Here is a 25869-nt window from a genome sequence, read left to right as displayed (position 1 = left end):
ATTAATTTTTTTTAGTAAAATCGGTGACAAGAGGATGATGAAAAGGATCAAAGAAAAAATCAATACCGGATTACTGAGAGGTAATTCGAATTCTTGTAAAAAATGCCTGAAAAATTCTATCATAATGTAATTTTATCTTCTTAACAATATTTTAGTTTTCCGCAGAAAAAAGCGCCAAAAGCAAAATAAAATCTCAGAAGTTATTATTTGTCGTTTCTTCGAAAAGCAGAAAAAACGGCTTCTTTAGTGATTGTTTCATTACAAAAATACCTAAAAAAATTGCGAACTTTCTACGAAAATGGCATATTAAGCAATTAATTTTGTTTCGTTGCCAAATTATTAATATTTAATATTTATTTTAACAAAACTGCAACATTAACAATAGAAAATTGAGCGGGATTGCATTATTCAATTATCTTTGTCTTAATAAAAATTGCACAATGGAAGAATGTATCTCTGTTTTTGATATGCTTAAAATTGGCGTTGGTCCCTCAAGTTCACATACTTTAGGGCCATGGAGAGCCGCTGAACGTTTTTTGGAAGAGCTGAAAAACGAATCAATTTTAGACCAGACTAAACGTGTAAAAGTCGATTTATACGGATCTCTTTCCTTAACCGGAAAAGGTCATGCTACCGATTTGTCGGTGATGCTGGGTTTAAGCGGGCAAGATCCCGAGTATATTCCGGTTGAAAATATTGCCGGAATTATTAAAAACATTGAAGAACAGCACGAAATTATTCTGGCTAATGAATATAAAATTCCGTTTTACTTTCTTCAGGACATTGTTTTCAATAAAGATTTCCTTCCTTTTCATGCTAATGGATTAAAATTTACAGCCTATAAAGCTGACGATTCTGAATATGAATCTACTTTTTATTCGATTGGAGGAGGATTTGTCGTTAAAGAAGAACGTACAAATGCTAAAATCAAAGAAGAGATCAAATGTGCCTTCCCTTTCCCGATTCAAAATGCTGTTGAGCTTTTAAATTATACAGTGACCGAAAACAAATCGATTTCTGAAATTGTTTATGAAAACGAAAAATCGATGCGTCCGGAAGCTGAAATTCACTCCGAATTAATGCGCGTTTGGCATACCATGTTAGAATGCATGTACATTGGTTGCCATTCAGAAGGAATTCTGCCGGGCGGTCTGAATGTTCGCAGACGTGCTTTTGACATGCATCAGAATTTAATCGGTTTATCTAACTATTCAGATCCGCAAAGCTGGCTGGAAGAAATCAGAAAAACAGAGGTTAAATTTCGTCAAATCCTGAAATGGGTAAGCTGTTTTGCACTTGCCGTGAATGAGGTAAATGCTTCATTAGGTCGCGTAGTTACTGCTCCTACAAATGGAAGTGCAGGTGTAATCCCGGCTGTTTTGATGTATTATCTGGTAATTGAAAACCATAATGCAGGCGAAAAAGAAATCAAACAATTCCTAATGGTTGCCGGAGAGATTGGTAGTATCTTCAAAAAAGGATCAACCATTTCTGCCGCAATGGGAGGTTGTCAGGCCGAAATTGGTGTATCCTCATCAATGGCTGCAGCAGCACTTTGCGAATTAATGGGCGGATCTCCTGCTCAGGTTTTAATGGCTGCCGAAATTGCCATGGAACATCACTTAGGTCTTACCTGTGACCCAATTGGCGGTTTGGTTCAGATTCCGTGTATCGAAAGAAATACAATGGGAGCCATAAAAGCTATCAATGCGGCCGAACTGGCGCTTGAAACCGATTCTAAAAATGCAAAAGTGCCTTTAGACAAAGTGATCAATACCATGTGGCAAACTGCCAAAGACATGAATTCCAAATACAAAGAAACCTCTGAAGGCGGATTGGCCATTGCCGTAAACATGGCGGATTGCTAAAGAACATTTGCCACAGATTAAATGCGTTTGAATTAAGCTTATTGTAACTCTTTTTCAATCCTTTTAATCTGTGGCGAAAAAACTACTTCATGAAAAAGCACCTCTTACTTATAGCAATACTGTTTTGCTCTGCTCTGATTCATTCGCAAGAACGTTACTTTCTTAATTCCGATACTCGTCTCTATACTTCAACTACTACTGCAGGCGATTTTCTGGGTTATTTTAAATATGGAGCAGAAGTTCAGCTTCTTTCGGAAAATAAAAATGGCTGGTATAAAGTAAGATCTGATAATTTTTCTGAAGGTTATGTGCCTGAGCAATTTATTGCAAAAAGGTTAAACGCAAAAGATGTTCAAACAAAAGACCCCGAAAATCCAATCATTGAAGATAACGACAATTACTATGGCAGCAGCCATCTTTTTGTTTTAGTCGCCGGTTTAAAAGCAAGAGCACTACCGGATAAAAACTCAAAAATCAGAGCCATTCTGTTCACCGGTGATCCTGTAGCGGTTAATTATCTTCCAAAAAACCCGGACGAATGGGTAAACATACAAGGTCATAGTGATCCTGAATACGCACAATTTACACTTGGAAAATTCCTTGGAAAAAGACCCGATTTTAATTCTTTACTCAAAGACTTTGATAAGCTGAATGTCAATGCCATCGCAGAACGCAAAACGATTGGCGAAAGAATTGTAGAATTGGCCTGGAACAGTGAAAATGCAAAACTGGCACCCGCTTATCAAAGATATTATGAAGTTGTAAAACAATTAAACGATCCAAAACTTCTGGCCGATACTGAACTGAATATCGCTATTGCCAAAGGATTAGCTAAAACCAAAAAACCGGAAGAAATTACCGCTTTCAGTAAAAAAGCCGAATTTCTTTTAAAAGGTGTAAAAACAAAATCACTCTTTTTTTCGCAAAAAGATTTAGTCAAAAACTTTGGAAAACCTACTAAAAAAGGAACCGTAAGCGACGAATGCGGTATTTACCTCAGCGAACTTTTTTACTACTATCCGGATTTTGAAGTTTCAGTAGATGAAAAACAAAATCAGGCTGAAATAACAAAGGTTTTCATCAACGAAAGCAACAAACTTGTTTTCAGTCCAACGGCTTCTCTCGATCACACTCTGACCGAAAAGGCATTTATTGAAAAATACGGGACTTATATCGGCGCTTCCATGAAAAACCCACACCTGTACGCTATTCAACTGGAAGACAGCGAATTTAGAATAGAATTCAGAGACGGAAAATTATTTACGATTGAAATAATCTTCTATTGCTGATTTCAATCTATAATTATTCAATACTTTTACACATTCAAAAAAACTCAAAAATGTCAGTAGCAAAAAAAGATTATAAAAAGATCACCACAAAGTCATTAATCGAAATGAAAAGCAATGGAGAAAAAATCTCAATGCTTACCGCTTACGATTTTACAATGGCAAAAATTGTTGATACCGCAGGAATCGATGTTATTCTGGTAGGCGACTCTGCATCAAACGTTATGGCAGGTCATGAAACGACATTGCCTATTACTTTAGATCAAATGATTTACCATGCCTCGTCTGTAGTTCGCGCTGTAGACAGAGCTTTAGTAGTGGTAGATTTACCTTTCGGAAGTTACCAGTCAGATCCAAAAGAAGCTTTGCGCTCTGCGATCAGAATCATGAAAGAAAGCGGCGGACATGCTGTAAAACTTGAAGGAGGAAAAGAAATTAAAGAATCTATCAAAAAAATATTAAACGCAGGAATTCCGGTTATGGGACATTTGGGCTTAACACCTCAATCCATCTATAAATTCGGAACCTACAGCGTTCGTGCAAAAGAAGATGAAGAAGCCGAAAAATTAATTGAAGATGCTAAACTTCTCGAAAAAATTGGCTGTTTTGGTATTGTTTTAGAAAAAATCCCGGCTCATTTAGCCGAGCAGGTTGCTAAAAGCATTTCAATTCCGGTAATCGGAATCGGAGCCGGCGGCGGTGTAGACGGACAGGTTCTTGTAATTCATGATATGTTGGGAATGAACAACGAATTCAGTCCTCGTTTCTTACGCCGTTACTTAAATTTATACGAAGAAATGACTCAGGCTATCAGCCAATATGCTGCCGACGTTAAATCTGCAGATTTCCCGAATTCAGGGGAACAGTATTAATTTAGATTTTTCGATAGTTCGATTATTGGATTGTTAGATCGCAATTAACTTAATTTAAGAAAAACCTGTAATGCATAGATTTAAAGATTTAGAAATTTGGAAATCAAGCAGAAAATTCTGCTCCGAAATTTACGCCATTACATCTAATTTCCCTGAATCAGAAAAATTTGGTTTAACAAATCAACTTCGTCGTGCCTCTGTGTCTGTGCCTTCAAATATTGCTGAAGGATGCTCACGAAGCAGCAGCAAAGATTTTTCAAGATTTCTCGAAATTGCAATCGGTTCTATTTTCGAAATTGAAACTCAATTATTAATCTCTTTTGATTTAGGCTATCTCAATCAGGAAAAACTGGATGAGTTGTGCTTTAATCTCGATAGAATTGTAAAAATGACCTCAAAGTTTAAATCTACTCTAATATAATTTCAGTTGAACGACACTAACTTGGATCTTTCGATCTTAAGATTATTGAATTGTTCAACTGAAATTAAATTAAGTAACGCTGGTAACAAACAGATTACAAGATTTAAAACTATTAAAACACAACAATTGATCTCTTTTAATTTAGACAATCTCAATCTAAAAAATTCGAACAATCAAACAATCTAAAAATCTAAAAATCGATTTTGAAAGTACTTTCCAACAAAAACAACCTCCAAATTCTTCACGAAGACAATCACATCATTGTGGTCAACAAACGTGTGGGTGATATTGTACAAGGAGATAAAACCGGTGATAAACCTTTATCTGATATTGTAAAAGAATATATCAAAGACAAATACAATAAACCCGGAGATGTTTTTCTGGGCGTTATTCATCGTCTGGACAGGCCTACGACGGGAATTGTTGTTTTTGCCAGAACCAGTAAAGCATTGTCACGCATGAACGAAATGTTCAGTAATCGTGAAACTCAAAAGACGTATTGGGCTGTTGTTAAAAATAAACCGCAACAAAACACTGCGAAGCTCGTTCATTACCTTAAAAGAAATGAGAAAAACAATACTTCAAAAGCACATTTAAAGGAAGTTCCGGACAGTAAACTGGCCAGTCTGGATTATACTGTTTTCAAAGAGCTTCAAAATTATGTGGCACTCGAAATCAATTTGCATACCGGTCGTCATCATCAGATTCGTGCTCAGCTGGCAGCGATTGGCTCTCCTATAAAAGGGGATTTAAAATATGGTTTTGACCGAAGTAATCCTGACGGCGGAATACATCTTCATGCCCGAAAATTAGTTTTTGTACATCCGGTTTCTAAAGAAAACCTCACGATAATCGCTCCTACTCCCGACGAGACCATTTGGAATGCACTATGATTTTATGATTTAATTGTTACAATTTCAAGTTTTATCAATTAACTTGCAGAAGCAAAAAATCAATCGGATTATACACTATGGACTATAAAAACAACATTGCCTACAGGAAAGAAACGTTAAAGAAATTGTTGTACAACATTCAGAAAAGCGAGGATTTGATTGTAAAAGCTTTGTACGATGATTTTAAAAAGCCTGAATTTGAAGCTGTTTTAACCGAAACCAATTATGTAATTTCGGATCTGAAGGATACTATTCGAAACATTAATAAATGGGCGAAACCAAAACGCGTTTTGCCATCTCTGCTCAATTTCCCTTCTACCGATTACATTTTTAAAGAACCTTACGGAAATGTTTTGGTAATTGCTCCCTGGAATTATCCGTTTCAATTGGCTTTATGTCCTTTAATTTCAGCTGTAGCCGCCGGAAACAGAGTGGTTTTAAAACCTTCAGAACTGACGCCTCACACCTCAGCAGTGATTGCTAAAATAATTGAGAAGACCTTTCACGTCAAACATGTTGAAGTTATTGAAGGAGGTGTTGAAGTTTCGAACCAATTACTGGCACAGCGCTGGGATTATATTTTCTTTACCGGAAGTGTTACTGTCGGAAAAATTGTAGCCAAAGCTGCTGCCGAAAATTTAACTCCCGTAACTTTAGAACTAGGCGGGAAAAATCCTTGTATTATAGACGAAACCGCGAATTTAAAGCTGGCGGCAAAACGAATCGTATGGGGAAAATTCATCAATGCCGGACAAACCTGCATTGCACCGGACTATATTCTGGTTCAGAAAAACATGAAAGTCAATTTTATTTCTTTTCTGATAGAAGAAATTCTAAAAGCTTACGGCAAAAAAATAGACAAATCTCCTGATTTTGCCCGTATCATCAACACCAAAAACTGGGTCCGACTAGACAGTATGATCGAACGCGAAAAGGTTATTTTTGGAGGAGAAACGGATGCTGAAAAAAACTATATCTCTCCTACTTTAATTGAAGAACCCGCTTTGGACAGTCCGGTCATGAAGGAAGAAATATTTGGTCCTATCCTTCCTATTCTGACTTACGAAACAGAGGCTGACATACACAACGTGATCAGTCGTTATGAAAAACCTCTTGCCTTTTATGTTTTCAGTGAAAATAAAAATTTTGCTAAAAAACTAATTACTTCCCATTCTTTTGGAGGAGGCTGTATTAATGATACCGTGGTTCATTTCTCAAACAAAAGATTACCATTCGGAGGAGTTGGTCATAGCGGTATTGGTGCATATCACGGTCAATTGAGCTTTGATATTTTTTCGCATCACAAAGCTGTCGTAAAAAAAGGAAACTGGCTTGATTTACCTATGCGTTATGCTCCTTACAAAGACAAACTGATATCCCTGAAACGTTTACTGAACTGGTTGTAATCTGTAAAAAAACAATTTCGCAATGTTTTCCAGATTTTCATATCAAATTGATTAAAAATATTATATTTACGGCGCATTAATTATTTAAAATTTCGTCGATATAAAATAATTCTACTCCAATAAAAATGAAATCTACATTCGATCAGATCAAAGACATTAAAAATCATGGTTATACCTTAGATTTTTCAACTGTTTTCAATCATGCTTTTGAAAATTACAAGAAAATAGCCGTCTATGCCGGATTAATGCTATTGGTTTTTTCAGTATTCTTTGGTGCTATTGTTTATCTCATACTAGTTGCATTTTTTGGCATCGACAAATTAACGAATGCAAACTTCCTGAACATACAGCCTCAAAATCTGTCTCAAATTTATCTAGTCCTTTATATTATTGGAACAGCCTTCGTATCGGCAATTATGAGTCCTTTTACGGCAGGGTTTTTAAAAATGGCTGATTGTGCAGAAAAAGATCAGGAATTTAATGTCTCTACAATATTTTCCTATTACAAAAGCCGCCATTTCGCACAAATTTTTGCAGCAACATTTTTGATTTCATTGTTTAGCGTTATCGTTACGACCTTTTTAGAAGTTCTAAAATTAAATGCCGTAGGATTAGTTTTCTCACTGACATTATCTTTTTTTACCTTCTTAACCATTCCACTAATCGTATTTGGAAACTTAAAAGCCATTGATGCCATTAAATCAAGTCTCATCTTGATAAGCAAACAGCCTTTAATATTATTAGGACTTATAATTACTATAGTTGGCGCTATACTAGTTGGTCTTTGTGCATTTTGTATTGGAGTACTTTTTACGATCCCTTTTAGCTATTCCATGACTTATGCCATATATTGTGCTATTATAAAAACGGATAAAGAAGATCCTATTGACTCTATCGGTCAGTCTGATTTTTAAAAAATATAAAATTTCAGCTAAAAAAGAGTCTAACCTGCTCTGTTGAAATTTTCAAAATAAAAGATTTACTAAACCAAACATACCCCCGAATTCTATGGTAGCAAACTATAGTCTTTTCAATTCGTTGATCCCAGGAGTTGCCATACTTGGTAATGCCCTGAAATCAATTATTACGAAGTGGTATGTTATCAATTCAGATATCATATTTTACAACAATCCTAAATTGATTATGTTAGGATTGTCGATGATTGCCTTTCTGACCCTTCTCGTATACCAATTCTTCCGGATCAAGACCAGAATTGGCTACTTCATCGAAAGAAAACCGGAAACAGAAACAGTAAACAGAGAGTATCATCTCTATATTTTGTTCTTTGGTATTGCATTGATTGTAATCGAAATCATCAACGAAATTTTTAAAATCAGGCCAAAGAGTTTACTTTTAGTAAATGTAAGCATAGGCTTCTCGATGCTTTTATTTTATTTCATCATTGGTAAAATTAAATTTTTAAAAGAGCGGGTTCAGTCGATATTTATTCTGTCCTTCTTTGTTTATCTCTTTTATATCGGATACAACATCATCTATCGCACCAACGATATTATTCCTATAATTGCTTTTTTAATTTTCTTCTACTTCTCCTACAGCATCTTAAAACCCATAAAACTATACTGGTTCTTTGTTGGATTAGTTTTTACCTTTCTGATTACAACGGTTGTTTACCAATTAATTCCCGTAAAATCATCCATTATCTTAATCAACTACTGTGTTCTGATTTTCATTCTTAATCAGGTTAAATATGCCGTTTTACTAAACAACAGTGATAATTTCAGATTCACCAATGAAATTGTACACAAAGGGAATTCCCTGACTATTGCCACAAACGAAAAAAACGAAATCTTATTTTGCAGTGAAACTATCACTTCTATTCTGGGATATTTACCGGATGAAGTTATGGGAGCTAAATTTTGGAAATTAACGAATGAAACAGACTATCCTGAAAACCTCAGCAATATAAATCATGAAGAAGACAAACTTTATATCCGGAAATTAAGAAGCAAAAACGGGGAATACAAATACATACAGTGGAAAGATAAAAGATTTTCTCAGGGCTTAATTATTAGTATCGGTCAGGATGTTACAGAACAAATTACCGTTCGCGATCAATACAAAAACCTGATCCAAACCGCTACGGATATCATTTTTGAAATTGATTCTGATGGTTATTTTACCTTTATCAATGACTTTGGATTTTCGATATTGGGGTATTCTGAGAACGAAATTATCTCTCAGCATTATTCTAATTTCATCCATGAAAACTACCAGCGTAATGCCGTAGATTTCTATGAAAACCTGGAAATGAATGAAAATAATTTTCCCACCATTGAGATTCCTATTCTGAAGAAAAACGGGAAAAAGCTTTGGATTTCGCAAAAGATTATTGTTCGAAAAAATGACCTCGGACAAACAATTGGCTTTGCCGGAATAGCCCGCGACATTACTGAAATTAGAAATATTGAGAACGACAAAAGAAAACGTCTGAAGAAAATCGAATCGTATAACAATTCGATTAATAAACTCTCGACTACAGATTTTAGCCAATACGACAATTTAAATACGGTTATTGATTTTATCATAAAAGAAGCCGCAATAGTAACCAAAACCAATCGGGTGAGCTTTTGGAAATGTCATAAAGACTTAATCAGCTGCAAGAATCTTTTCAGTATTGACAAACAGCATCTTAATGACAAAAACATACTGGACAAACAATCCTATCCAATTTACTTTGAAACGCTTAAAAGCAAAGCAATCATAAATGCTCCGGACGTTTTCAATAAGCTCGAAACATCCGAATTTCAAAAATTATACTTTACTAAAAACCACATCAAATCGATGCTGGATGTCCCTATATTTTTAAACGGACAGCTTGTTGGAGTTGTTTGCTTTGAAAGTACCGAAGAAAAAAGAAACTGGGACAACGAGGATATCAATTACGCCCGCACCATTTCGGATGTAATCTCATTGGCAATCTCCTCACAAATGCGTTTGGAGGCCGAAAAAAAATTAGAATTCAAAAGTCAGCTATTGTCTGCACTTTCGCTGTGTACCGAAAAATTTCTAATGAGTAAATCTACTCAGGAAATGTTTCAGGAGACCTACAATTTAATTGGAAAAGCAGCTAAAGTAGACCATATGTACTACTACGAAAAAGATTTTACAACAAATACCGTAAGTCAGAAATACAAATGGTCCAGACAGGGTATTGAGCATCAGATCACAAAATTACAGCGATTAACAAAAGATCAATTACAAGAAATTTACGACGCTGCTCAGAACAAAAAAATCGTCAATACACTTACCCGCAAACTCGACAATACTTTTTTCAAACAACTATTGATTGCCAATGAAATCAAATCGATTCTGATATTACCGCTGTACATCAACGATATCTTTACCGGATTCATAGGCTTCGACGATTGCACCAAAGAGCGAAAATGGTCTGAAGAAGAAATCTATATTTTTCAGGTTCTGGCAAATAACATCTCATCGGCACTGGAAAGAAACCGAAACGAAACCAAAATTCTCGAAAGTGAGGAAAAATTCAAATTAATCGCCAACAACATTCCCGGTACGGTATACTTGTCAAAATTTGATGCTTTCTCTACTAAGATATTTCTCAACGATGAAATTTTAAATCTTACCGGTTATTCCAAATCAGAGTTTATTGAGAATAATTTATCATTTTTATCTCTTATTCATCCTGATGACAAAGATGAAGTGATCAACAACCAAATCGATAATCTACAAAGTGGAATGCCGTTGCACAATATCTATCGCATCCGGCGGAAAACCGGCGAGTTTATCTGGGTAGAAGAATTTGGAGACGTGATAAAAAAAGGCGATGAAATTGAATTTGTGGGTGGAATTTATTTCGACATCACCAACAAAAAAGAAAGTGAAGATGCCATAAAAGCCAAGCAGCTTGCCGAGGCAGCCAATAAATCTAAATCTGATTTTCTGGCCAATATGTCGCATGAAATCAGAACTCCTTTGAATGGTATTATTGGTTTCACGCATTTACTGATGAATACCGGCCTTGAAGAAATTCAGGAAAAATACATGACCACAATTAACCAATCAGCGCATTCGCTACTGGATATCATCAATGACATTCTTGACTTTTCTAAAATCGAAGCGGGCAAACTGGAACTTTTTATCGATTTATACGACATCAAAAAAGTACTCGGACAAGTTTTTGATTTAATTGTATACGAATCCAATCAAAAAAATCTGCAGTTAGAATTAAATGTCGCACCCGATGTTCCCAAATACATCTGGACAGATATTGTGCGTATCAAACAAATCTTAATCAATCTGCTTTCAAATGCTGTTAAGTTTACCAACAAAGGCTCTATCAAGCTTAATGTTTCCGTTTTAGAAAAAAGCAGCAACAACGATTGCACTATCCGATTTTCGGTGGTGGATACCGGAATTGGAATTCTCGAAAAAAATCAGAAGAAAATCTTCAAAGCCTTTTCTCAGGAGGATAGCTCTACGACGAGAAAATTTGGAGGTACAGGATTAGGACTGACAATTTCAAATCAATTGCTTGCTTTAATGGAAAGCCGCTTACAGCTGGAAAGCAAAATCGACAAAGGAAGTAATTTTTATTTTGACCTGAACTTAAAAACAAGCAATCAAAGCATTAGTGAGAAATACAATACCGAACTTCAAAATACCAGTCTCGAACTAAATTCCGACGACCCGGTTTCAAATCAAAAAAGCATTACCTTTTTGATTGTTGAAGACAATAAGGTCAACATGCTGCTTTTAAAAACCATCATCAAAAATTTATATAGCGGTGCCTACATACACGAATGCGAAAATGGCTACGAGGCCGTAAGTCAATTTGAAAACATCAATCCTGATTTGGTTTTTATGGACATTCAGATGCCTATTATGAACGGTTATGAAACCACAAGAGCCATCAGAAATACCATTATAGGAAAAGACATTCCAATCATTGCCGTAACAGCTGGTGCTGAAAAAGAGGAACGCAACAAATGTCTTTCTGCCGGAATGAATGACTACATCTCTAAGCCCATAATGAAAGGCAGTGTCGAAGAAGCTTTAGTAAAATGGCTAAAATAATGCAAAACTAAATTCGGCTATTACGTCATTATTCCTAAAAAAAATATAAATTCGTACAACACAAACCTTTACGAACTAAAATCCAAATTACTATGAAATGGAAAGGAACGCGAGAAAGCGATAATGTTGAAGACCGAAGATCAATTTCTGGTGGAAAAGTTGCCATTGGCGGTGGCGTTATCGGTATTATTATTCTATTATTAAATGTTTTTGGTGGTGAAACCGGCCAAACTGTAGGTAATGTATTGGAGCAAATGCAAGGCGGACAACAAGCCACTGAGACTGCTGCCCCATTGAGTAAAGAAGATGAAGAAATGGGACATTTCGTAAGATCTGTTTTAGCTAAAACCGAAGACACCTGGGAGAAAAAATTCGCAGCAGAAGGACTTACTTATAAAAAACCAAAATTAGTACTTTTCAGAGGATCCGTAAACACAGCCTGTGGGGGCGCATCATCAGCGTCAGGACCATTTTATTGCCCGGGAGACCAAAAGGTATATATGGATTTAGGCTTCTTTGAAGAACTAAAAACTAAATTTGGTGCCCAAGGTGGGGATTTTGCTATTGCGTACGTTATAGCGCACGAAATTGGCCACCACATACAAACACTACTGGGGACCTCGGCAAAAATGCGAGAAGCACAGGAAGGAAAAAGTGAAGCCGAAGCCAATAAACTGTCTGTAGCGCTGGAATTACAAGCCGACTTTTATGCCGGAGTATGGGCTCATGACAATCAGCAATATATAGAAGCTGGTGATATTGAAGAAGCCTTAAGTGCAGCCAACGCTGTTGGTGATGATGCCATTCAGAGCAAAATGCAGGGACAAGTGGTTCCGGATTCCTTTACTCATGGTACATCCGCACAGAGAGTGTTCTGGTTCAAAAAAGGTTTCCAAACCGGAGACATTAAACAAGGGAATACCTTTGATGAAATAAGATAGTTCACAAACTAAATTATAATAAACAAAAAAGCATGATTTTTTAATCATGCTTTTTTGTTTATTTCTCTCACCAGTTCACCAAATCCACTAAAAAAAGTTTTAAGAATCTTCATAAACGCTGTAAGTTTCATTTCTTATTATTTCACAACCACCCCTTTTAAATTAAAAACTCCTGAATCGAAATTGCCCTTTAGATTTTTTTGTAATTATTGGGGTTTATTACAAATTATTCAGATTCTAAATTTTAAATTCGATTCAGGAGAAATGCTAGGATCTTCCTTACAGTGCTACCATTTTTACTTTATAAAACCATACTCTTATAGGTTAAGTACTTATCTTTTACATTGTAAAGGTAGTACTGAACTTCAACCCATTACATGATTAAAATCATAGAAAATTATTTTTTTTATTTGATAATGAAATTCTGTAGCTGATCTGCTCTCTGCTCTTCTGGACGATACTACCTAACCTAGATCATAGTGCTTTGCACTATGCTGTCGCTAAGGCTCATTCAGAGCAACAGCTTACTATATTACCCACAAAGCTCGAAACGGAAGCCTGAAACTTGGAACCTGAAACTTGAAACCTGAAACTTGAAACCTGAAACTTGAAACCTGAAACTTGAAACTTGAAACCTGAAACCTGAAACTTGAAACCTGAAATTTTAAAACTCTCAAGATTCGTTTTTGTATAAAAACAAAAAAAGCCTTGAATTTCTTCAAGGCTTTAAATTTCTGGGTGGCTGACCGGGTTCGAACCGGCGACCCGCGGCACCACAAACCGCTACTCTAACCAACTGAGCTACAACCACCATTTTTCTGCTTGTGCATTTCTGCTTAGCGAGTGCAAATATATAACTAATGTTGAGTTCTACAAAGAAAAAAATCAAAAATTTACAGTAAATTTTCTAAACTATTGACAGCCAAACACCTTTCAACAGTAAAACCTTCAGCAAAATCTTTACCAACAAGCCTTCCTAGATCCTTCGCACGATAATCTAAACTCTCAAAGAAGTTTTTACTCGTAATTGGAGTAGCAGGTTCTTTTGAATTTGGGTCATAAAACTGAGTTTTATATGCCGAAACTGCTTCAACCTTTTTCTTTTCAAAACCTGTGATGTCCACTACAAAGTCAGGCACGATGTTTTTCCACTGTATGTAATGATACACCACCTTTGGTCGCCAAGCTTCCTGACGCTCTCCATCGATCGAGGTTTCGATTTTTGCCAATCCGGACAAGAAGCAGGCATCCGAAACTAATTTACTCCCTTTCCCGTGATCGATATGGCGGTCGTCAATTGCATTACACAATACAATCTCGGGCTTGTACTTTCGAATCATTTTAATGACCTCCAGCTGGTGTTTTTCATCATTCGTAAAAAAACCATCACGCATACCCAGATTTTCACGAACCAAAACTCCTAATATCTTTGCTGCCTCTTTTGCTTCTTCATCTCTAATTTCCGCCGTACCACGCGTTCCTAACTCTCCACGTGTCAAATCGACAATACCCACTTTTTTACCCAGTGATACTTCTTTTAAAATTGTTCCTGCGCAACCCAATTCTACATCATCAGGATGTGCACCAAATGCTAATATGTCTAGTTTCATAATTTTTAATATCAATGTCAAAAATCAAAATTGATGTTTTATCTATTTTCTTTACTCTTTTTTCTTTTTTTTGTTTCAGGTTTCAAGTTTTCTTTGTTTCAGGTTTCAGGTTTCAGGTTAACAACAAAACTTGAAACCTGAAACCTGAAACTTTTTTCCAACTTATTTTATCTTCAAAACTCTTTTCATTGTCATCGACTTGTTCACGCTTTCCTCCCATTCCTTTTCCGGAACGCTTTCTTTTGTAATACCGCAACCCATGTAAAGAATCGCCTTATTCTCCTGAATTTGCATGCTGCGTAAATTTACGTAGAAATCAGAACTGATCTCATCATGAGCAAAACTGCTGTTCAACTCCCCTAGAAATCCCGTGTAAAAAGTCCTGTCGTAATTTTCATTTTCAATAATAAATGCCTTTGCCTTTTTCTTTGGCAGACCGCAAACTGCGGGCGTTGGATGTAATGTATCAATTACTTCCTCAAGCGTCGAATTCTCATTCAATACTCCCGAGATATCTGTTTTGATATGCCAGATCGATCCCGCTTTTACACTGTAAGGTTCAGACACATCTACAGAAGAAGCTACTTCACGCAATCTTTTTACAATAAAATCCGTAACATATTGCTGCTCGTCTTTCTCCTTTTGCTGCCATAAAATATCCGCTTCCAGCGTTGCTTTTTGTGTTCCGGCCAAAGCCACTGTTTCAAAAACATTTCCATTGGCTTTCAGCAATCGTTCCGGTGTGGCTCCCATCCACAAACCAATTTTTGGATGAAAAAAAACATATGAAAAAGTCGTGGGATACAATTGAATCAGGTGCTGAAAAGTAGACACAAAATCGAACTCGCTTAAAGTTACTTTTTCGCTTCTGGACAATACTACTTTTTTAAACTCATCGTTTTGAATCGCCTGAATTCCTTTTGAAACCAATGCTTCATAGTGTAACCTGGCCTCGTTATCAATACCTGATTCTTCAATTTCAGCAGCCTCAAAAGCAATTTCCAGCTGTTCTGCTGTTAAAATTTCGGATTCATTCTCCGGAATCAATATCAGTTGTTTTTCATCAAAAGAAGCAAAAACAAAACCTTTTTCCTTGTAATCGGAGATTTTATGTAACGTGTCATTTTGCTGCAAAAGCGCAAAAATGGTAGTAGAATTCGGTTTAGAGTACATTACAAAAGGCAAACACTTTTCGTACTGTACTTTAATTTTAGAAAAAAAATCATTCATACTTCCTATACTGTTTTCTTTTTTTCCAAAACCATATTGGTCAGTTTGCAAAGCGAAATCAGATTTCCTTCTTCATCAGTAATCTTGATTTCCCACAAGTGAATACTTCTTCCTTTGTGAATGATTCTTGCGGTTCCGAAAACCCAGCCTTCCCGAATACTTTTCAAGTGATTTGCCGAAATTTCTATGCCACGTACTTCCTGTTCTTTCATATCGATAAAAAAGAAGGATGCTGCACTACCAACACTTTCTGCCAGAGCTACTGAAGCTCCACCGTGTAACAAGCCCATTGGCTGATGAACAGAAGGATTTACAGGCATTTTTGCAGTTAAAAAATCAGGCCCTGCATCGATATATTCTATTTTTAGCGTTTCCATCAATGTGTTTTTTGAGAACTCATTACAGCGCGCTAAAATCTGCTCTTTTGTATAATTCATTAAAATAGTCTTTAAAAACGTAAAATTAAAGAAAAGATGAGATACAAATTTGAAAATCCCATTCTAAAATTAAAAATCCACTTCAAACGTGTAAGTTTTTTGTTATTTTTACAAAAACATTAATTGTTAATCTGTTGCTGAGACTTTTTTTTATGCCACAGATTGCACAGATTATTACAGATTATATTTTTGCTGCGTGCAAAATCATTCTAATCCTTTTAATCCGTGGCAAAAAAACTCATTCAAATGCGTCAATACTTTGTACTTTTCATTTTCGGAATAATTCTAGCTTTTAGTTCTTGCCGAACTGATTTTGATACCATTGCCAGTTCCGGAGATTTAAAGTTTTCTAAAGACACCGTTTATCTGGACACTGTTTTCAAGAATATTGGCTCTGCTACCTATCAGCTTAAAGTATACAACCGAAGTAAAAACGACATCTCCATTCCTATTATTCAGCTCAAAAATGGCTTAAATTCAAAATACAGAATGACAGTCGACGGTATGAGCGGAAACAATGGTAAAATTTTCAAAGACGTCACACTTTTAGCTAAAGACAGTTTGTACATTTTTGTAGAAACCACCGCAGATATTACAGATGCAAATCCAACCGATTTTTTATATACCGATCAGATTCAGTTTGACAGCGGCGCTAATCTACAACAAGTCGCTTTGGTCACACTGATTCAGGATGCTGTTTTTCTTTATCCACAACAAAATCCTGATGGAACCAAAGAGAAAATTAAAATTGAAGGCAAAGATGTAGATGGTTTTTACCTGAATGATAACGATCCTGTCAACGGAAACGAATTGCTTTTCACCAAACAAAAACCTTATGTAATTTACGGATTTGCCGGTGTTCCTAAAAACAAAACGGTGACTTTTGAAGCGGGTGCACGCGTATACTTCCATGCCAATTCAGGTCTTTTTGTCGACGATAAAGCTTCTTTACAAATTAAAGGAACCACTTCTTCAACTCCAAAATTAGAAAATGAAGTTGTTTTTGAAGGGGATCGACTAGAATCACTTTACGATAATATTCCCGGACAATGGAATTCTGTTATTTTTGCTAACGGAAGTACCAATCACTCCATCAATCATCTTACCCTGAAAAACGCGGTCATTGGTTTAAATTTCAAGAATCCGAATCCTGCTTCGATTATTGAAATCAAAAACACTCAGATTTACAACAGTGTCGAATATGGAATACTGGCACAAAATGCCCGTATAAATGGAGAAAACATTGTTATCAATTATGCCGGTCTCGCCAGTTTGTCTTGTGTATACGGTGGAGATTATAAATTCACCCATTGCACCTTCAACAACAGCTGGTCAAATAATTCTCAATTTGCAGTTAGCCTCAGCAACAGTCTGGCCAATGCTGTTCCGGAAACAAATCCGCTGACACAGGCAACTTTTAACAACTGTATCATTTACGGATCGGGAACCAACGAGTTCAATTTAAACAAAAAAACCACTGCCGCCTTTGTGTATCAACTCAATAATTGTTTGCTAAAATTCAGCAGTTCTTCCAGCAATCCGGATTACCAGTTCAAAACGGACCCGGCACACTACAACCAAATCATTCTGAACGAAAATCCCAAGTTCTTTAATGTTGCTAAAAACCTATTCAACATTGACAATACTTCTTCCGCTTTCGCGAAAGGAAACCAGGCCTATAACATTCCTTTAGATATTATTGGAAAAACAAGAACTTCTCCTCCGGATTTAGGAGCTTATCAAAACGCCGCTTTTCCTAAGTAGTTTCATGTCATTTCGACCGAAGGGAGACTCGAGCGACAGTGAACAGGCGAAGCAAATCACACGTAGGATTCGACAAAGATTGGCGACAATTGGGACGGAGTTTCGCGTGCGATTTCTCCCTTCGATCGAAATGACAAACTGCGTTCAATTCACTGTAAAAAACTCCGCACGTTAAATCTTTTCTTTCCCCAAAAAACACTCGTAAGAAAATATATCCAAAATTAAACATCACTTAACTTATATAATTCATAAAAATAGTAGATTTGCTAAAACTGATTTTCAACATTCTAAAATTCAGTATTTTAAAAACAGAAAAACAACCAAATCTTAAAGACTATTAACTATGAAAAAAAACTACTTTTTACTGTTATTGATGTTTGCCGCAACGGCATTTGCGCAAATTCCCACCGGCTATTACAACACCGCAACAGGAACAGGTTATACGTTGAAAACACAATTGTACAACATTATTAAAGGTCATACCGATAACGGATATGGGGGATTGTACACCACTTATCAAACCTCCGATGTCGATAATTTTTTCGAAAATGACGGAACTGTTTTAGACATGTATTCCGAAAACCCATCCGGAACTGACCCATACAATTATACCACAGGATCAACACAGCGTTGTGGGAACTACGTTGCAGAAGGTGACTGCTACAACAGAGAGCATATCATTCCGCAATCGGTTTTTAACGAACAATCTCCAATGGTATCCGATGCACATTTTATCACTCCGACAGATGGAAAAGTAAACGGAATCCGATCCAACTATCCTCACGGGAATGTTAGTTCTGCTACTTATACTTCTCAAAACGGAGGTAAATTAGGTTCCAGTTCGGTATCCGGATACTCGGGAACCGTTTTCGAACCTATAAACGAATTCAAAGGTGATATTGCCAGAATGTATTTTTACTTTGCCACTCGTTATGAAAATACCGTTGCGGGTTACTCTTTCCCTATGTTTGACGGTTCCGGCAATAAAGTTTTCACTACAGCATTCTTAAATCTTCTAATAACCTGGCACACACAAGATCCTGTAAGCTCAAGGGAAATTGCCCGAAACAATGCCATTTATGCCCGTCAGAACAATAGAAACCCTTATATCGATCATCCGGAATATGTCAATCAAATTTGGGGAGGAGCACCTTCTTCAGACACTCAGGCTCCAACTGCACCGACAAGCTTAGCTTCGACTTCAAAAACAGCAACTTCTATTACACTATCCTGGACTGCTTCTACCGATAATGTAGCCGTTACAGCTTATGATATTTATGCAAACAGCGCTTTAAAAACCACTGTTTCCGGTGTAACTGCAACAATAACAGGTTTAACCGCGGCAACAGCTTATTCTATTTATGTAAAAGCAAAAGATGCCGCAGGAAATGTTTCCGCTTCAAGCAATACCATTTCAGTTACAACCGACAGCGGCGGAACAGGAACTACAACGGATCTTCTTTTCTCTGAATACGTCGAAGGTTCCGGAAACAATAAAGCAATTGAAATTGCCAATAACACAGGAAGTTCTGTGAGTTTAGCTTCGTATACGATAAAAAAACAAACAAACGGTTCCGGTTCCTGGAGTACCGGTTTGGCTTTGAGCGGAACCTTAGCCTCGGGAAGTAAATTTGTCATTGTAAACAGCTCCATATCTTCAAGCTGCTATTCAACCAGTGCGGCTAATATTTCGACAACAGCAACTGAAATGGCCTTTAACGGAAATGACCCAATTGGTTTATTCAAAAATGGCGTTTTAATCGACATCATCGGAACTTTCAATGGCGGAACTGCTAATTTTGGAGCTGACGTTACTTTAAGAAGAAAATCAACCGTAACTTCACCAAGTACTACTTTTAATCTGAGTGCACAATGGGATTCATTTTCACAAGATACCTGTACTAATTTAGGCAGCAAAAAAGTACAGTCTACTGTAGCTGGAGGAGAAGAAAACATTGCAGATTATAGCGGAATTATTGTTTATCCAAATCCTTCTAACGGGAATTTCAATATAAATTTAAACGAATCTGGCTCTTCTTATGCTGTAGAAATCGTTTCCTTCTCAGGACAGAAAGTTTTTGAAAAACAGAACGCGACAGAAAGCACCATTTCAGTAAGTCATTTACCAAGTGGTATTTATATTTTAAAAATTGTTAAAGATTCGAAAACTAGCATCAGGAAAATAATCATTAACTAAAAATACTTTTCACGCAGATTTAGCAGATTTTTTTTGGAACTACTTATAAAATAGTTCCAGCATTCTAGAATCTGCTGAATCTGCGTGAAAATAAAAACTTTGCACGACAATATCCCAATTTCAGAACGGTATCATATTTTTTAAAAGAGTTTGTTTTCAAATTTGCGCTTGCTAGATATTTAAACTAAATTTGCACTTCAATACAACAAACTACACATCACAATGATCCATTTCTTTGAAAACCAAAGCAAAACTGTTTTTGCAGTACAGACGCAAAACGAAATTTCGGCTCAAGACATTTCAAAACTAAACTGGCTTTTTGCCGACTCCAATAAGATCGAAAAATCCGCACTGACGGATTTTTTTGTTGGTCCTCGTGCCACTATGATCACTCCATGGAGTACAAATGCTGTAGAAATTACTCAAAACATGGGTATTACGGGCATTATCAGAATTGAAGAATTTCATCCGGCAACAGCTGATTTTTCAGATTTTGACCCAATGTTATTACAGAAATTCAGCCAATTAGATCAGGAAATTTTCACGATCAATGTGCAGCCGGAACCTATTCTGGAAATCGATGATATTGCCACTTACAATACAACAGAAGGATTAGCTTTAAGCGAAGAAGAAGTTGATTACTTAAACAATCTTTCTACTAAATTAGGAAGAAAACTTACTGACTCAGAGATTTTTGCTTTCTCACAAGCAAACTCAGAGCACTGCCGTCACAAAATCTTCAATGGAACATTTGTGATTGACGGAGAAGAAAAAGAAACTTCTTTATTCAAATTAATTAAAAAAACATCACAGGAAAATCCTAACGATATTGTTTCTGCTTACAAAGACAACGTTGCTTTTGTAAAAGGACCAAAAGTGCAGCAATTTGCACCAAAAACAGCTGACAAACCAGATTTTTACGAAATTAAAGAATTCGATTCTGTTATTTCGCTAAAAGCCGAAACACACAATTTCCCAACCACTGTAGAACCTTTCAACGGAGCAGCAACAGGATCAGGAGGAGAAATTCGTGACCGTTTAGCCGGAGGACAAGGTTCATTGCCATTAGCAGGAACTGCGGTTTACATGACATCCTATTCACGTTTAAAGTCCTTCGACTCCGCTCAGGGTGACCGAAAATGGGAAAATGCTGTTGAAGAAAGAAAATGGCTGTACCAAACTCCAATGGATATCTTGATTAAAGCTTCAAACGGAGCTTCTGATTTTGGAAATAAATTTGGTCAGCCGTTAATTACAGGTTCTGTTTTAACATTCGAACATTCAGAAAACGACCGTAAAATTGGTTACGACAAAGTAATCATGCAGGCTGGTGGAATCGGTTACGGAAAACTGGATCAATCCATCAAAAAGAAACCACAAGAAGGCGATAAAATCGTAATTCTTGGAGGAGAAAATTATAGAATCGGAATGGGTGGTGCTGCAGTTTCATCTGCAGATACCGGAGCTTTTGGCTCAGGAATTGAGTTAAACGCGATTCAGCGTTCGAATCCTGAAATGCAAAAACGTGCTGCCAATGCGATTCGTGGTTTAGTCGAAAGCGATAATAACCCTATTGTTTCGATTCACGATCACGGAGCTGGAGGACACTTAAACTGTCTTTCTGAATTGGTGGAAGAAACCGGAGGATTAATCGACTTAGACAAATTACCTGTTGGTGACCCTACTCTTTCTGCAAAAGAAATTATCGGTAACGAATCTCAGGAAAGAATGGGATTGGTTATTGGTCAAAAAGATATCGATACTTTACAAAGAATTGCCGACAGAGAGCGTTCGCCAATGTATCAGGTTGGAGACGTAACGGGCGATCACCGTTTTACTTTCGAATCTAAAACAAACGGTTCAAAACCGATGGATTATGCTTTAGAAGATTTCTTCGGAAGTTCTCCAAAAACGGTTATGACCGATAAAACGATTGACAGAAAATATGCTGATGTTGCTTACAACACGGCAGATTTCGAAAGTTATTTACAAGACGTATTACGTTTAGAGGCTGTAGCTTCAAAAGACTGGTTGACCAATAAAGTAGACCGTTGTGTAGGTGGAAAAGTAGCCAAACAGCAAAATGCAGGACCATTACAATTGCCTTTGAATAATGTTGGAGTTATGGCTCTGGATTATTTAGGTAAAGAAGGAATCGCTACTTCTATCGGGCATGCTCCTATCGCTGCTTTGATTGACCCGGTTGCAGGATCCAGAAATGCTATTGCCGAGTCGTTATCAAATATTATCTGGGCACCAATTAAAGATCAGTTAAAAGGTATTTCATTATCTGCCAACTGGATGTGGGCTTGTAAAAACGAAGGTGAAGACGCTCGTTTGTACGCTGCTGTAGAAGGTTGTTCTGAATTTGCAATCGAATTAGGAATCAATATTCCAACCGGAAAAGATTCCCTTTCGATGAAACAAAAATATCCAAACGACGAAGTAATTGCACCGGGAACGGTTATTATTTCGGCAGCAGGAAACTGTACCGATATCAGAAAAGTAGTAGAACCTGTTTTACAAAGAAACGGAGATTCAATCTATTATATCAATTTGTCTCAGGATGATTTCAAATTAGGAGGTTCTTCTTTTGCACAAATCAGAAATACAATCGGAAAAGAGACTTCTACTATTAAAGACGCTTCTTTCTTCAAAAATGCCTTCAATACCATCCAGGAATTAATTGGTGACAACCAAATTTTAGCCGGACACGATATCGGAAGCGGCGGTTTGATCACTACTTTATTAGAATTGTGTTTTGCGGATGTAAACCTTGGGGCAAAAATTGACTTCAGTGCTTTCGCAGAAAAAGATCTGTTAAAAATCCTTTTCGCAGAAAACATCGGAATCGTTTTCCAGGCAAAATCTGATGCTGCTGTTGAAGCTAAATTAAAATCAAACAATATCGAATTCTTCAAAATTGGTTCGGTTCAAGAAACTGCTAGTTTGGAATTTGGAATTTATAATTTGGATATTGCAAAGTACAGAGACATCTGGTTCGAGACTTCTTATTTATTAGATCAAAAACAATCTAAAAACGGAAGAGCTCAGGCGCGTTTTGAGAACTATAAAAATCAGGCTTTAAACTATACCTTCCCTGCGCACTTCACAGGAAAAGCGCCAGTCATCTCGAGCGGAGTCGAGAGACCAAAAGCGGCTATTATTCGTGAGAAAGGAAGTAATTCTGAGCGTGAAATGGCAAATGCGATGTACTTAGCCGGTTTTGATGTAAAAGACGTTCACATGACCGATTTGATTTCAGGTCGTGAAACACTGGAAGACATTCAGTTTATTGGAGCTGTTGGAGGTTTCTCTAATTCAGATGTTTTAGGTTCTGCCAAAGGATGGGCCGGAGCTTTCTTATACAACGAAAAAGCAAAAACAGCTCTCGATAATTTCTTTAAAAGAGAAGATACTCTATCTGTCGGGATTTGTAATGGATGTCAATTGTTCATGGAATTAGAAGTGATCAATCCGGAGCATGAAGTTCACGGAAAAATGCTTCACAACGAAAGTCAGAAACACGAAAGTATCTTTACTTCTGTAAAAGTACAGGAAAACAACTCGGTAATGCTATCGACGTTGGCCGGAAGCACTTTAGGAGTATGGGTTTCTCACGGAGAAGGTAAATTCAAATTGCCTTTAGCCGAAGAAAATTACAACATTGTTTCTAAATATGCTTACGAAGGTTATCCTGCCAACCCTAACGGATCTGATTACAACACAGCAATGTTATGTGACAAAACCGGAAGACATTTGGTAATGATGCCTCACATCGAACGTTCAACTTTTCAATGGAACTGGGCACATTATCCAAAAGACAGAAACGACGAGGTTTCGCCTTGGCACGAAGCTTTTGTTAATGCCAGAAAATGGATTGAGAAAAACTAAAAATATATTTCTATAAAAAACGCCCGATAAATTCGGGCGTTTTTTTTTTTTTAAAGAGTACAACTCAAATTAACTGATCATCAAGCTTTTCAAAACTCTTAAAACAATTTTTATCTGTATTAATTAATCGCTACCAAATTGACGCGAAGCTTGTTTGGGGCAGAGCCTTCAGACATAAAAACCAAATACTTTCCGTCATTTGTCTTTCTAATAATTTGACTAGGCTGCACCAATCGGGAATTATCATCCTTCCCATTAGACAAAGAAACATCTTTAGTAGTAAGCACATTGCCATCATAATCTACGACTGCAAGTGAAGATTTTAAAACTTTATTATTTTTGGACATATCAAATGCATTCCAGGCTATAAATATTTTACCCTGTGAATAATGAGCCATCTGCGCTCCCCAGCCGGCAGTTTCTGTAGCCTTATAACTGGTTAACCAAACATCCTTAACTTTGACTGCACTTCCCGTTCCGGCACCTACGCTGGAAAATATAGACAAGCGAAGATCACGACGCAGATCATTAGCAGTAAACTCATGTTGTGTAGTATAAAGAACGGCAATATTTCCATTGGGCAATTCTAATAGATCACCGGTAGCTGTATTGGTAATATTATCATTTGAAGTTGCAGAATTGGGAAGCGGAAAAACATTTGACCATGTACGATTAAACGGATCATCATTAAATTTCCAGGCTTCTATTAAAAGACCTCTTGAGGGCAACGCATCTGCGTGGGCAGAGGCAAGATAACGTCCATCATTCAAAGGCAATAATCGCTGGTCGAAGTTATGGGAGATATACCAGGGACGTATAAAAGTTGATTTACCTGTAGCTGCTTCATGAAAGCTAAGCCAGGCTGCCTGATGCTCGCCCATTCCTCTGCGAGCTAAATATATACCAAAATTATCCAGTTTCTTATTGTAAACAATAATACCCTGTCCGGATCTTCCTGCTGCATGAGTATCAGAGGGATTAGGAGGAGCCTGCCATAAATCTATTGAATACTTTACGTTGCCTGAACTGTCAAAACAATAGTACACAGGTCTCTTTCTTGCAATGTCATCTGAGTTCACTTCCGATGCTCCCATCATGTAACGATTATTACCAAAATACTCGTAACCCAGGAAAGTCGTATTACCCAAATTTAGTTCTTTAGGAAAGGAAATTTCGGAAACAATAGATTTAGTACTGAGTGAGATTCTGCTTAAATGGCGGTGTCCGTCAGCAGTTGGTGCTAATTCTCCTTCCCAATAAGTATCCAGATTACCATCTTCGTTAACAGAAAAGCGAATACTTGGCTTTATACCATAAGTTTCGTAAGCACTATTTGTTAATGGTCGAAGATTTTCAGGCAGGTTTACTTCAAAAGAAGAATAATTGAGACCTGTACTAACATCACTGTCTTCTTTATCACCCGTACTTCCTGTAGTATCAACCACCGGATCCTCTACATTTTTACTGCATGCTCCTAACGACAATAAGGCAACAACTAATAAGACGTAAATTTTGCTTTGAGAAATGTGTTTCATTAAATTTATTTTAGTTTTATAATAGTAATTCATTTTTTAGTCATCATTTGACGATTTACAACACCCCTTAAGAAGTGTTCCACCTCTTTAAATTCAAACCAAAGTTATAACACCTGTTTTTTGTACATTTTATACTTGTATCAAATGGTATTATTCCTGTAACAAACAGTATTATTTACAAAACTTCTGAATAAAATTCACAGGGAAATACCTTCCGATGAGAATCAGAAATACAAAAGACAGGAACAACAACGTTTCACGCTTTTATAAATTGCCGGAAAAAGAATTGAGAAAAGCTAAAAATATATTTCAATTAAGAACATCCGAATTTATCGGCTGCTTTTTTTTAACCATTCACTTTTTACATCTCACATCTCACCTTTTCAAAAAACTTCCATTTAAAAAGACTCTAAGACTAATTTAATACTATCTTAAGCCAGCTTACACCTGTGTT

Annotated in this window: 16 protein-coding genes and 1 tRNA gene; 12 read left to right on the top strand and 5 right to left on the bottom strand. The window is 36.7% G+C overall.

The genetic code is table 11. The features are described from left to right. Positions 1-440 precede the first annotated feature (440 nt). The 9 genes from B0A80_RS16885 to ypfJ all read left to right on the top strand — a co-directional run bounded on the left by B0A80_RS16885 (position 441) and on the right by ypfJ (position 12748). Positions 441-1868, top strand: a complete 1428-nt coding sequence (locus B0A80_RS16885) for an L-serine ammonia-lyase (RefSeq protein WP_070907233.1) — start codon at positions 441-443, stop codon at positions 1866-1868. An 89-nt stretch (positions 1869-1957) separates the two neighbouring features. After that, positions 1958-3157 (top strand): SH3 domain-containing protein, encoded by a 1200-nt coding sequence (locus B0A80_RS16880; protein WP_089078046.1) that lies wholly within the window; start codon positions 1958-1960, stop codon positions 3155-3157. A gap of 50 nt (positions 3158-3207) precedes the next feature. Then, entirely contained in the window at positions 3208-4026 is an 819-nt protein-coding gene (gene panB, locus B0A80_RS16875) for a 3-methyl-2-oxobutanoate hydroxymethyltransferase (protein ID WP_017496058.1), read from the top strand. A 70-nt stretch (positions 4027-4096) separates the two neighbouring features. After that, the gene (locus tag B0A80_RS16870) at positions 4097-4447 is read left to right on the top strand and encodes a four helix bundle protein (RefSeq protein WP_089078045.1); all 351 of its coding nucleotides are present in this window, start codon (positions 4097-4099) and stop codon (positions 4445-4447) included. A 203-nt stretch (positions 4448-4650) separates the two neighbouring features. Next, a complete protein-coding gene (locus tag B0A80_RS16865) occupies positions 4651-5340 on the top strand; it encodes an RluA family pseudouridine synthase (protein WP_089078044.1) in 690 nt (229 codons plus the stop codon). A gap of 77 nt (positions 5341-5417) precedes the next feature. Continuing rightward, a complete protein-coding gene (locus tag B0A80_RS16860) occupies positions 5418-6746 on the top strand; it encodes an aldehyde dehydrogenase (protein WP_089078043.1) in 1329 nt (442 codons plus the stop codon). Between the two features lie 125 nt (positions 6747-6871). Further along, on the top strand, positions 6872-7660 hold the full coding sequence (locus tag B0A80_RS16855) for a hypothetical protein (RefSeq protein WP_070907237.1): 789 nt from the start codon (positions 6872-6874) through the stop codon (positions 7658-7660). A 94-nt stretch (positions 7661-7754) separates the two neighbouring features. Then, positions 7755-11807, top strand: coding sequence for a PAS domain S-box protein (locus tag B0A80_RS16850; protein WP_070907238.1), 4053 nt, complete (start codon positions 7755-7757; stop codon positions 11805-11807). A 92-nt stretch (positions 11808-11899) separates the two neighbouring features. Further along, positions 11900-12748: a KPN_02809 family neutral zinc metallopeptidase gene (gene ypfJ / locus B0A80_RS16845; protein ID WP_089078042.1), complete on the top strand. Its 849-nt coding sequence runs from the start codon at positions 11900-11902 to the stop codon at positions 12746-12748. Between the two features lie 737 nt (positions 12749-13485). Here ypfJ and B0A80_RS16840 read toward each other — a convergent pair. From B0A80_RS16840 to B0A80_RS16825, 4 genes are all read right to left on the bottom strand, one after another. Next, positions 13486-13559 (bottom strand) — tRNA-His (locus B0A80_RS16840). An 82-nt stretch (positions 13560-13641) separates the two neighbouring features. Next, a complete protein-coding gene (gene bshB1, locus B0A80_RS16835; RefSeq protein ID WP_017496065.1) occupies positions 13642-14358 on the bottom strand; it encodes a bacillithiol biosynthesis deacetylase BshB1 in 717 nt (238 codons plus the stop codon). A 162-nt stretch (positions 14359-14520) separates the two neighbouring features. Beyond that, positions 14521-15588: a chorismate-binding protein gene (locus B0A80_RS16830; RefSeq protein WP_089078041.1), complete on the bottom strand. Its 1068-nt coding sequence runs from the start codon at positions 15586-15588 to the stop codon at positions 14521-14523. Between the two features lie 5 nt (positions 15589-15593). Continuing rightward, positions 15594-16025 carry a PaaI family thioesterase gene (locus B0A80_RS16825; protein ID WP_017496067.1) on the bottom strand — a complete coding sequence of 144 codons (432 nt, stop codon included), beginning with the start codon at positions 16023-16025 and terminating at the stop codon, positions 15594-15596. A 246-nt stretch (positions 16026-16271) separates the two neighbouring features. Between B0A80_RS16825 and B0A80_RS16820 the strand changes: the two genes are divergently transcribed. The 3 genes from B0A80_RS16820 (at position 16272) to purL (ending at position 23880) form a co-directional block, all read left to right on the top strand. After that, positions 16272-17789 (top strand): hypothetical protein, encoded by a 1518-nt coding sequence (locus B0A80_RS16820; protein ID WP_089078040.1) that lies wholly within the window; start codon positions 16272-16274, stop codon positions 17787-17789. 343 nt (positions 17790-18132) lie between these two features. Next, positions 18133-19986 (top strand): endonuclease, encoded by a 1854-nt coding sequence (locus tag B0A80_RS16815; protein ID WP_089078039.1) that lies wholly within the window; start codon positions 18133-18135, stop codon positions 19984-19986. 222 nt (positions 19987-20208) lie between these two features. After that, positions 20209-23880, top strand: a complete 3672-nt coding sequence (purL, locus tag B0A80_RS16810) for a phosphoribosylformylglycinamidine synthase (RefSeq protein WP_089078038.1) — start codon at positions 20209-20211, stop codon at positions 23878-23880. Between the two features lie 119 nt (positions 23881-23999). Here purL and B0A80_RS16805 read toward each other — a convergent pair whose 3' ends face one another. Further along, complete coding sequence (locus B0A80_RS16805) at positions 24000-25415, bottom strand: hypothetical protein (RefSeq protein ID WP_124020583.1); 1416 nt, start codon at positions 25413-25415, stop codon at positions 24000-24002. Positions 25416-25869: the final 454 nt, after the last annotated feature.

The sequence above is a fragment of the Flavobacterium tructae genome (assembly GCF_002217475.1).
GTDB lineage: Bacteria > Bacteroidota > Bacteroidia > Flavobacteriales > Flavobacteriaceae > Flavobacterium > Flavobacterium tructae.
This window is presented reverse-complemented; position numbering and strand designations above follow the sequence as displayed.

Bases quoted from the DNA above. Each gene is read 5' to 3' on its own strand.
- B0A80_RS16825 (WP_017496067.1), bottom strand. From the start codon at position 16,025: ATGAATTATACAAAAGAGCAGATTTTAGCGCGCTGTAATGAGTTCTCA.
- B0A80_RS16815 (WP_089078039.1), top strand. From the start codon at position 18,133: ATGAAAAAAAACTACTTTTTACTGTTATTGATGTTTGCCGCAACGGCA.
- ypfJ (WP_089078042.1), top strand. From the start codon at position 11,900: ATGAAATGGAAAGGAACGCGAGAAAGCGATAATGTTGAAGACCGAAGA.
- panB (WP_017496058.1), top strand. From the start codon at position 3,208: ATGTCAGTAGCAAAAAAAGATTATAAAAAGATCACCACAAAGTCATTA.
- B0A80_RS16885 (WP_070907233.1), top strand. From the start codon at position 441: ATGGAAGAATGTATCTCTGTTTTTGATATGCTTAAAATTGGCGTTGGT.
- bshB1 (WP_017496065.1), bottom strand. From the start codon at position 14,358: ATGAAACTAGACATATTAGCATTTGGTGCACATCCTGATGATGTAGAA.
- B0A80_RS16820 (WP_089078040.1), top strand. From the start codon at position 16,272: ATGCGTCAATACTTTGTACTTTTCATTTTCGGAATAATTCTAGCTTTT.
- B0A80_RS16850 (WP_070907238.1), top strand. From the start codon at position 7,755: ATGGTAGCAAACTATAGTCTTTTCAATTCGTTGATCCCAGGAGTTGCC.
- B0A80_RS16870 (WP_089078045.1), top strand. From the start codon at position 4,097: ATGCATAGATTTAAAGATTTAGAAATTTGGAAATCAAGCAGAAAATTC.
- B0A80_RS16855 (WP_070907237.1), top strand. From the start codon at position 6,872: ATGAAATCTACATTCGATCAGATCAAAGACATTAAAAATCATGGTTAT.
- B0A80_RS16830 (WP_089078041.1), bottom strand. From the start codon at position 15,588: ATGAATGATTTTTTTTCTAAAATTAAAGTACAGTACGAAAAGTGTTTG.
- B0A80_RS16805 (WP_124020583.1), bottom strand. From the start codon at position 25,415: ATGAAACACATTTCTCAAAGCAAAATTTACGTCTTATTAGTTGTTGCC.
- purL (WP_089078038.1), top strand. From the start codon at position 20,209: ATGATCCATTTCTTTGAAAACCAAAGCAAAACTGTTTTTGCAGTACAG.
- B0A80_RS16860 (WP_089078043.1), top strand. From the start codon at position 5,418: ATGGACTATAAAAACAACATTGCCTACAGGAAAGAAACGTTAAAGAAA.
- B0A80_RS16880 (WP_089078046.1), top strand. From the start codon at position 1,958: ATGAAAAAGCACCTCTTACTTATAGCAATACTGTTTTGCTCTGCTCTG.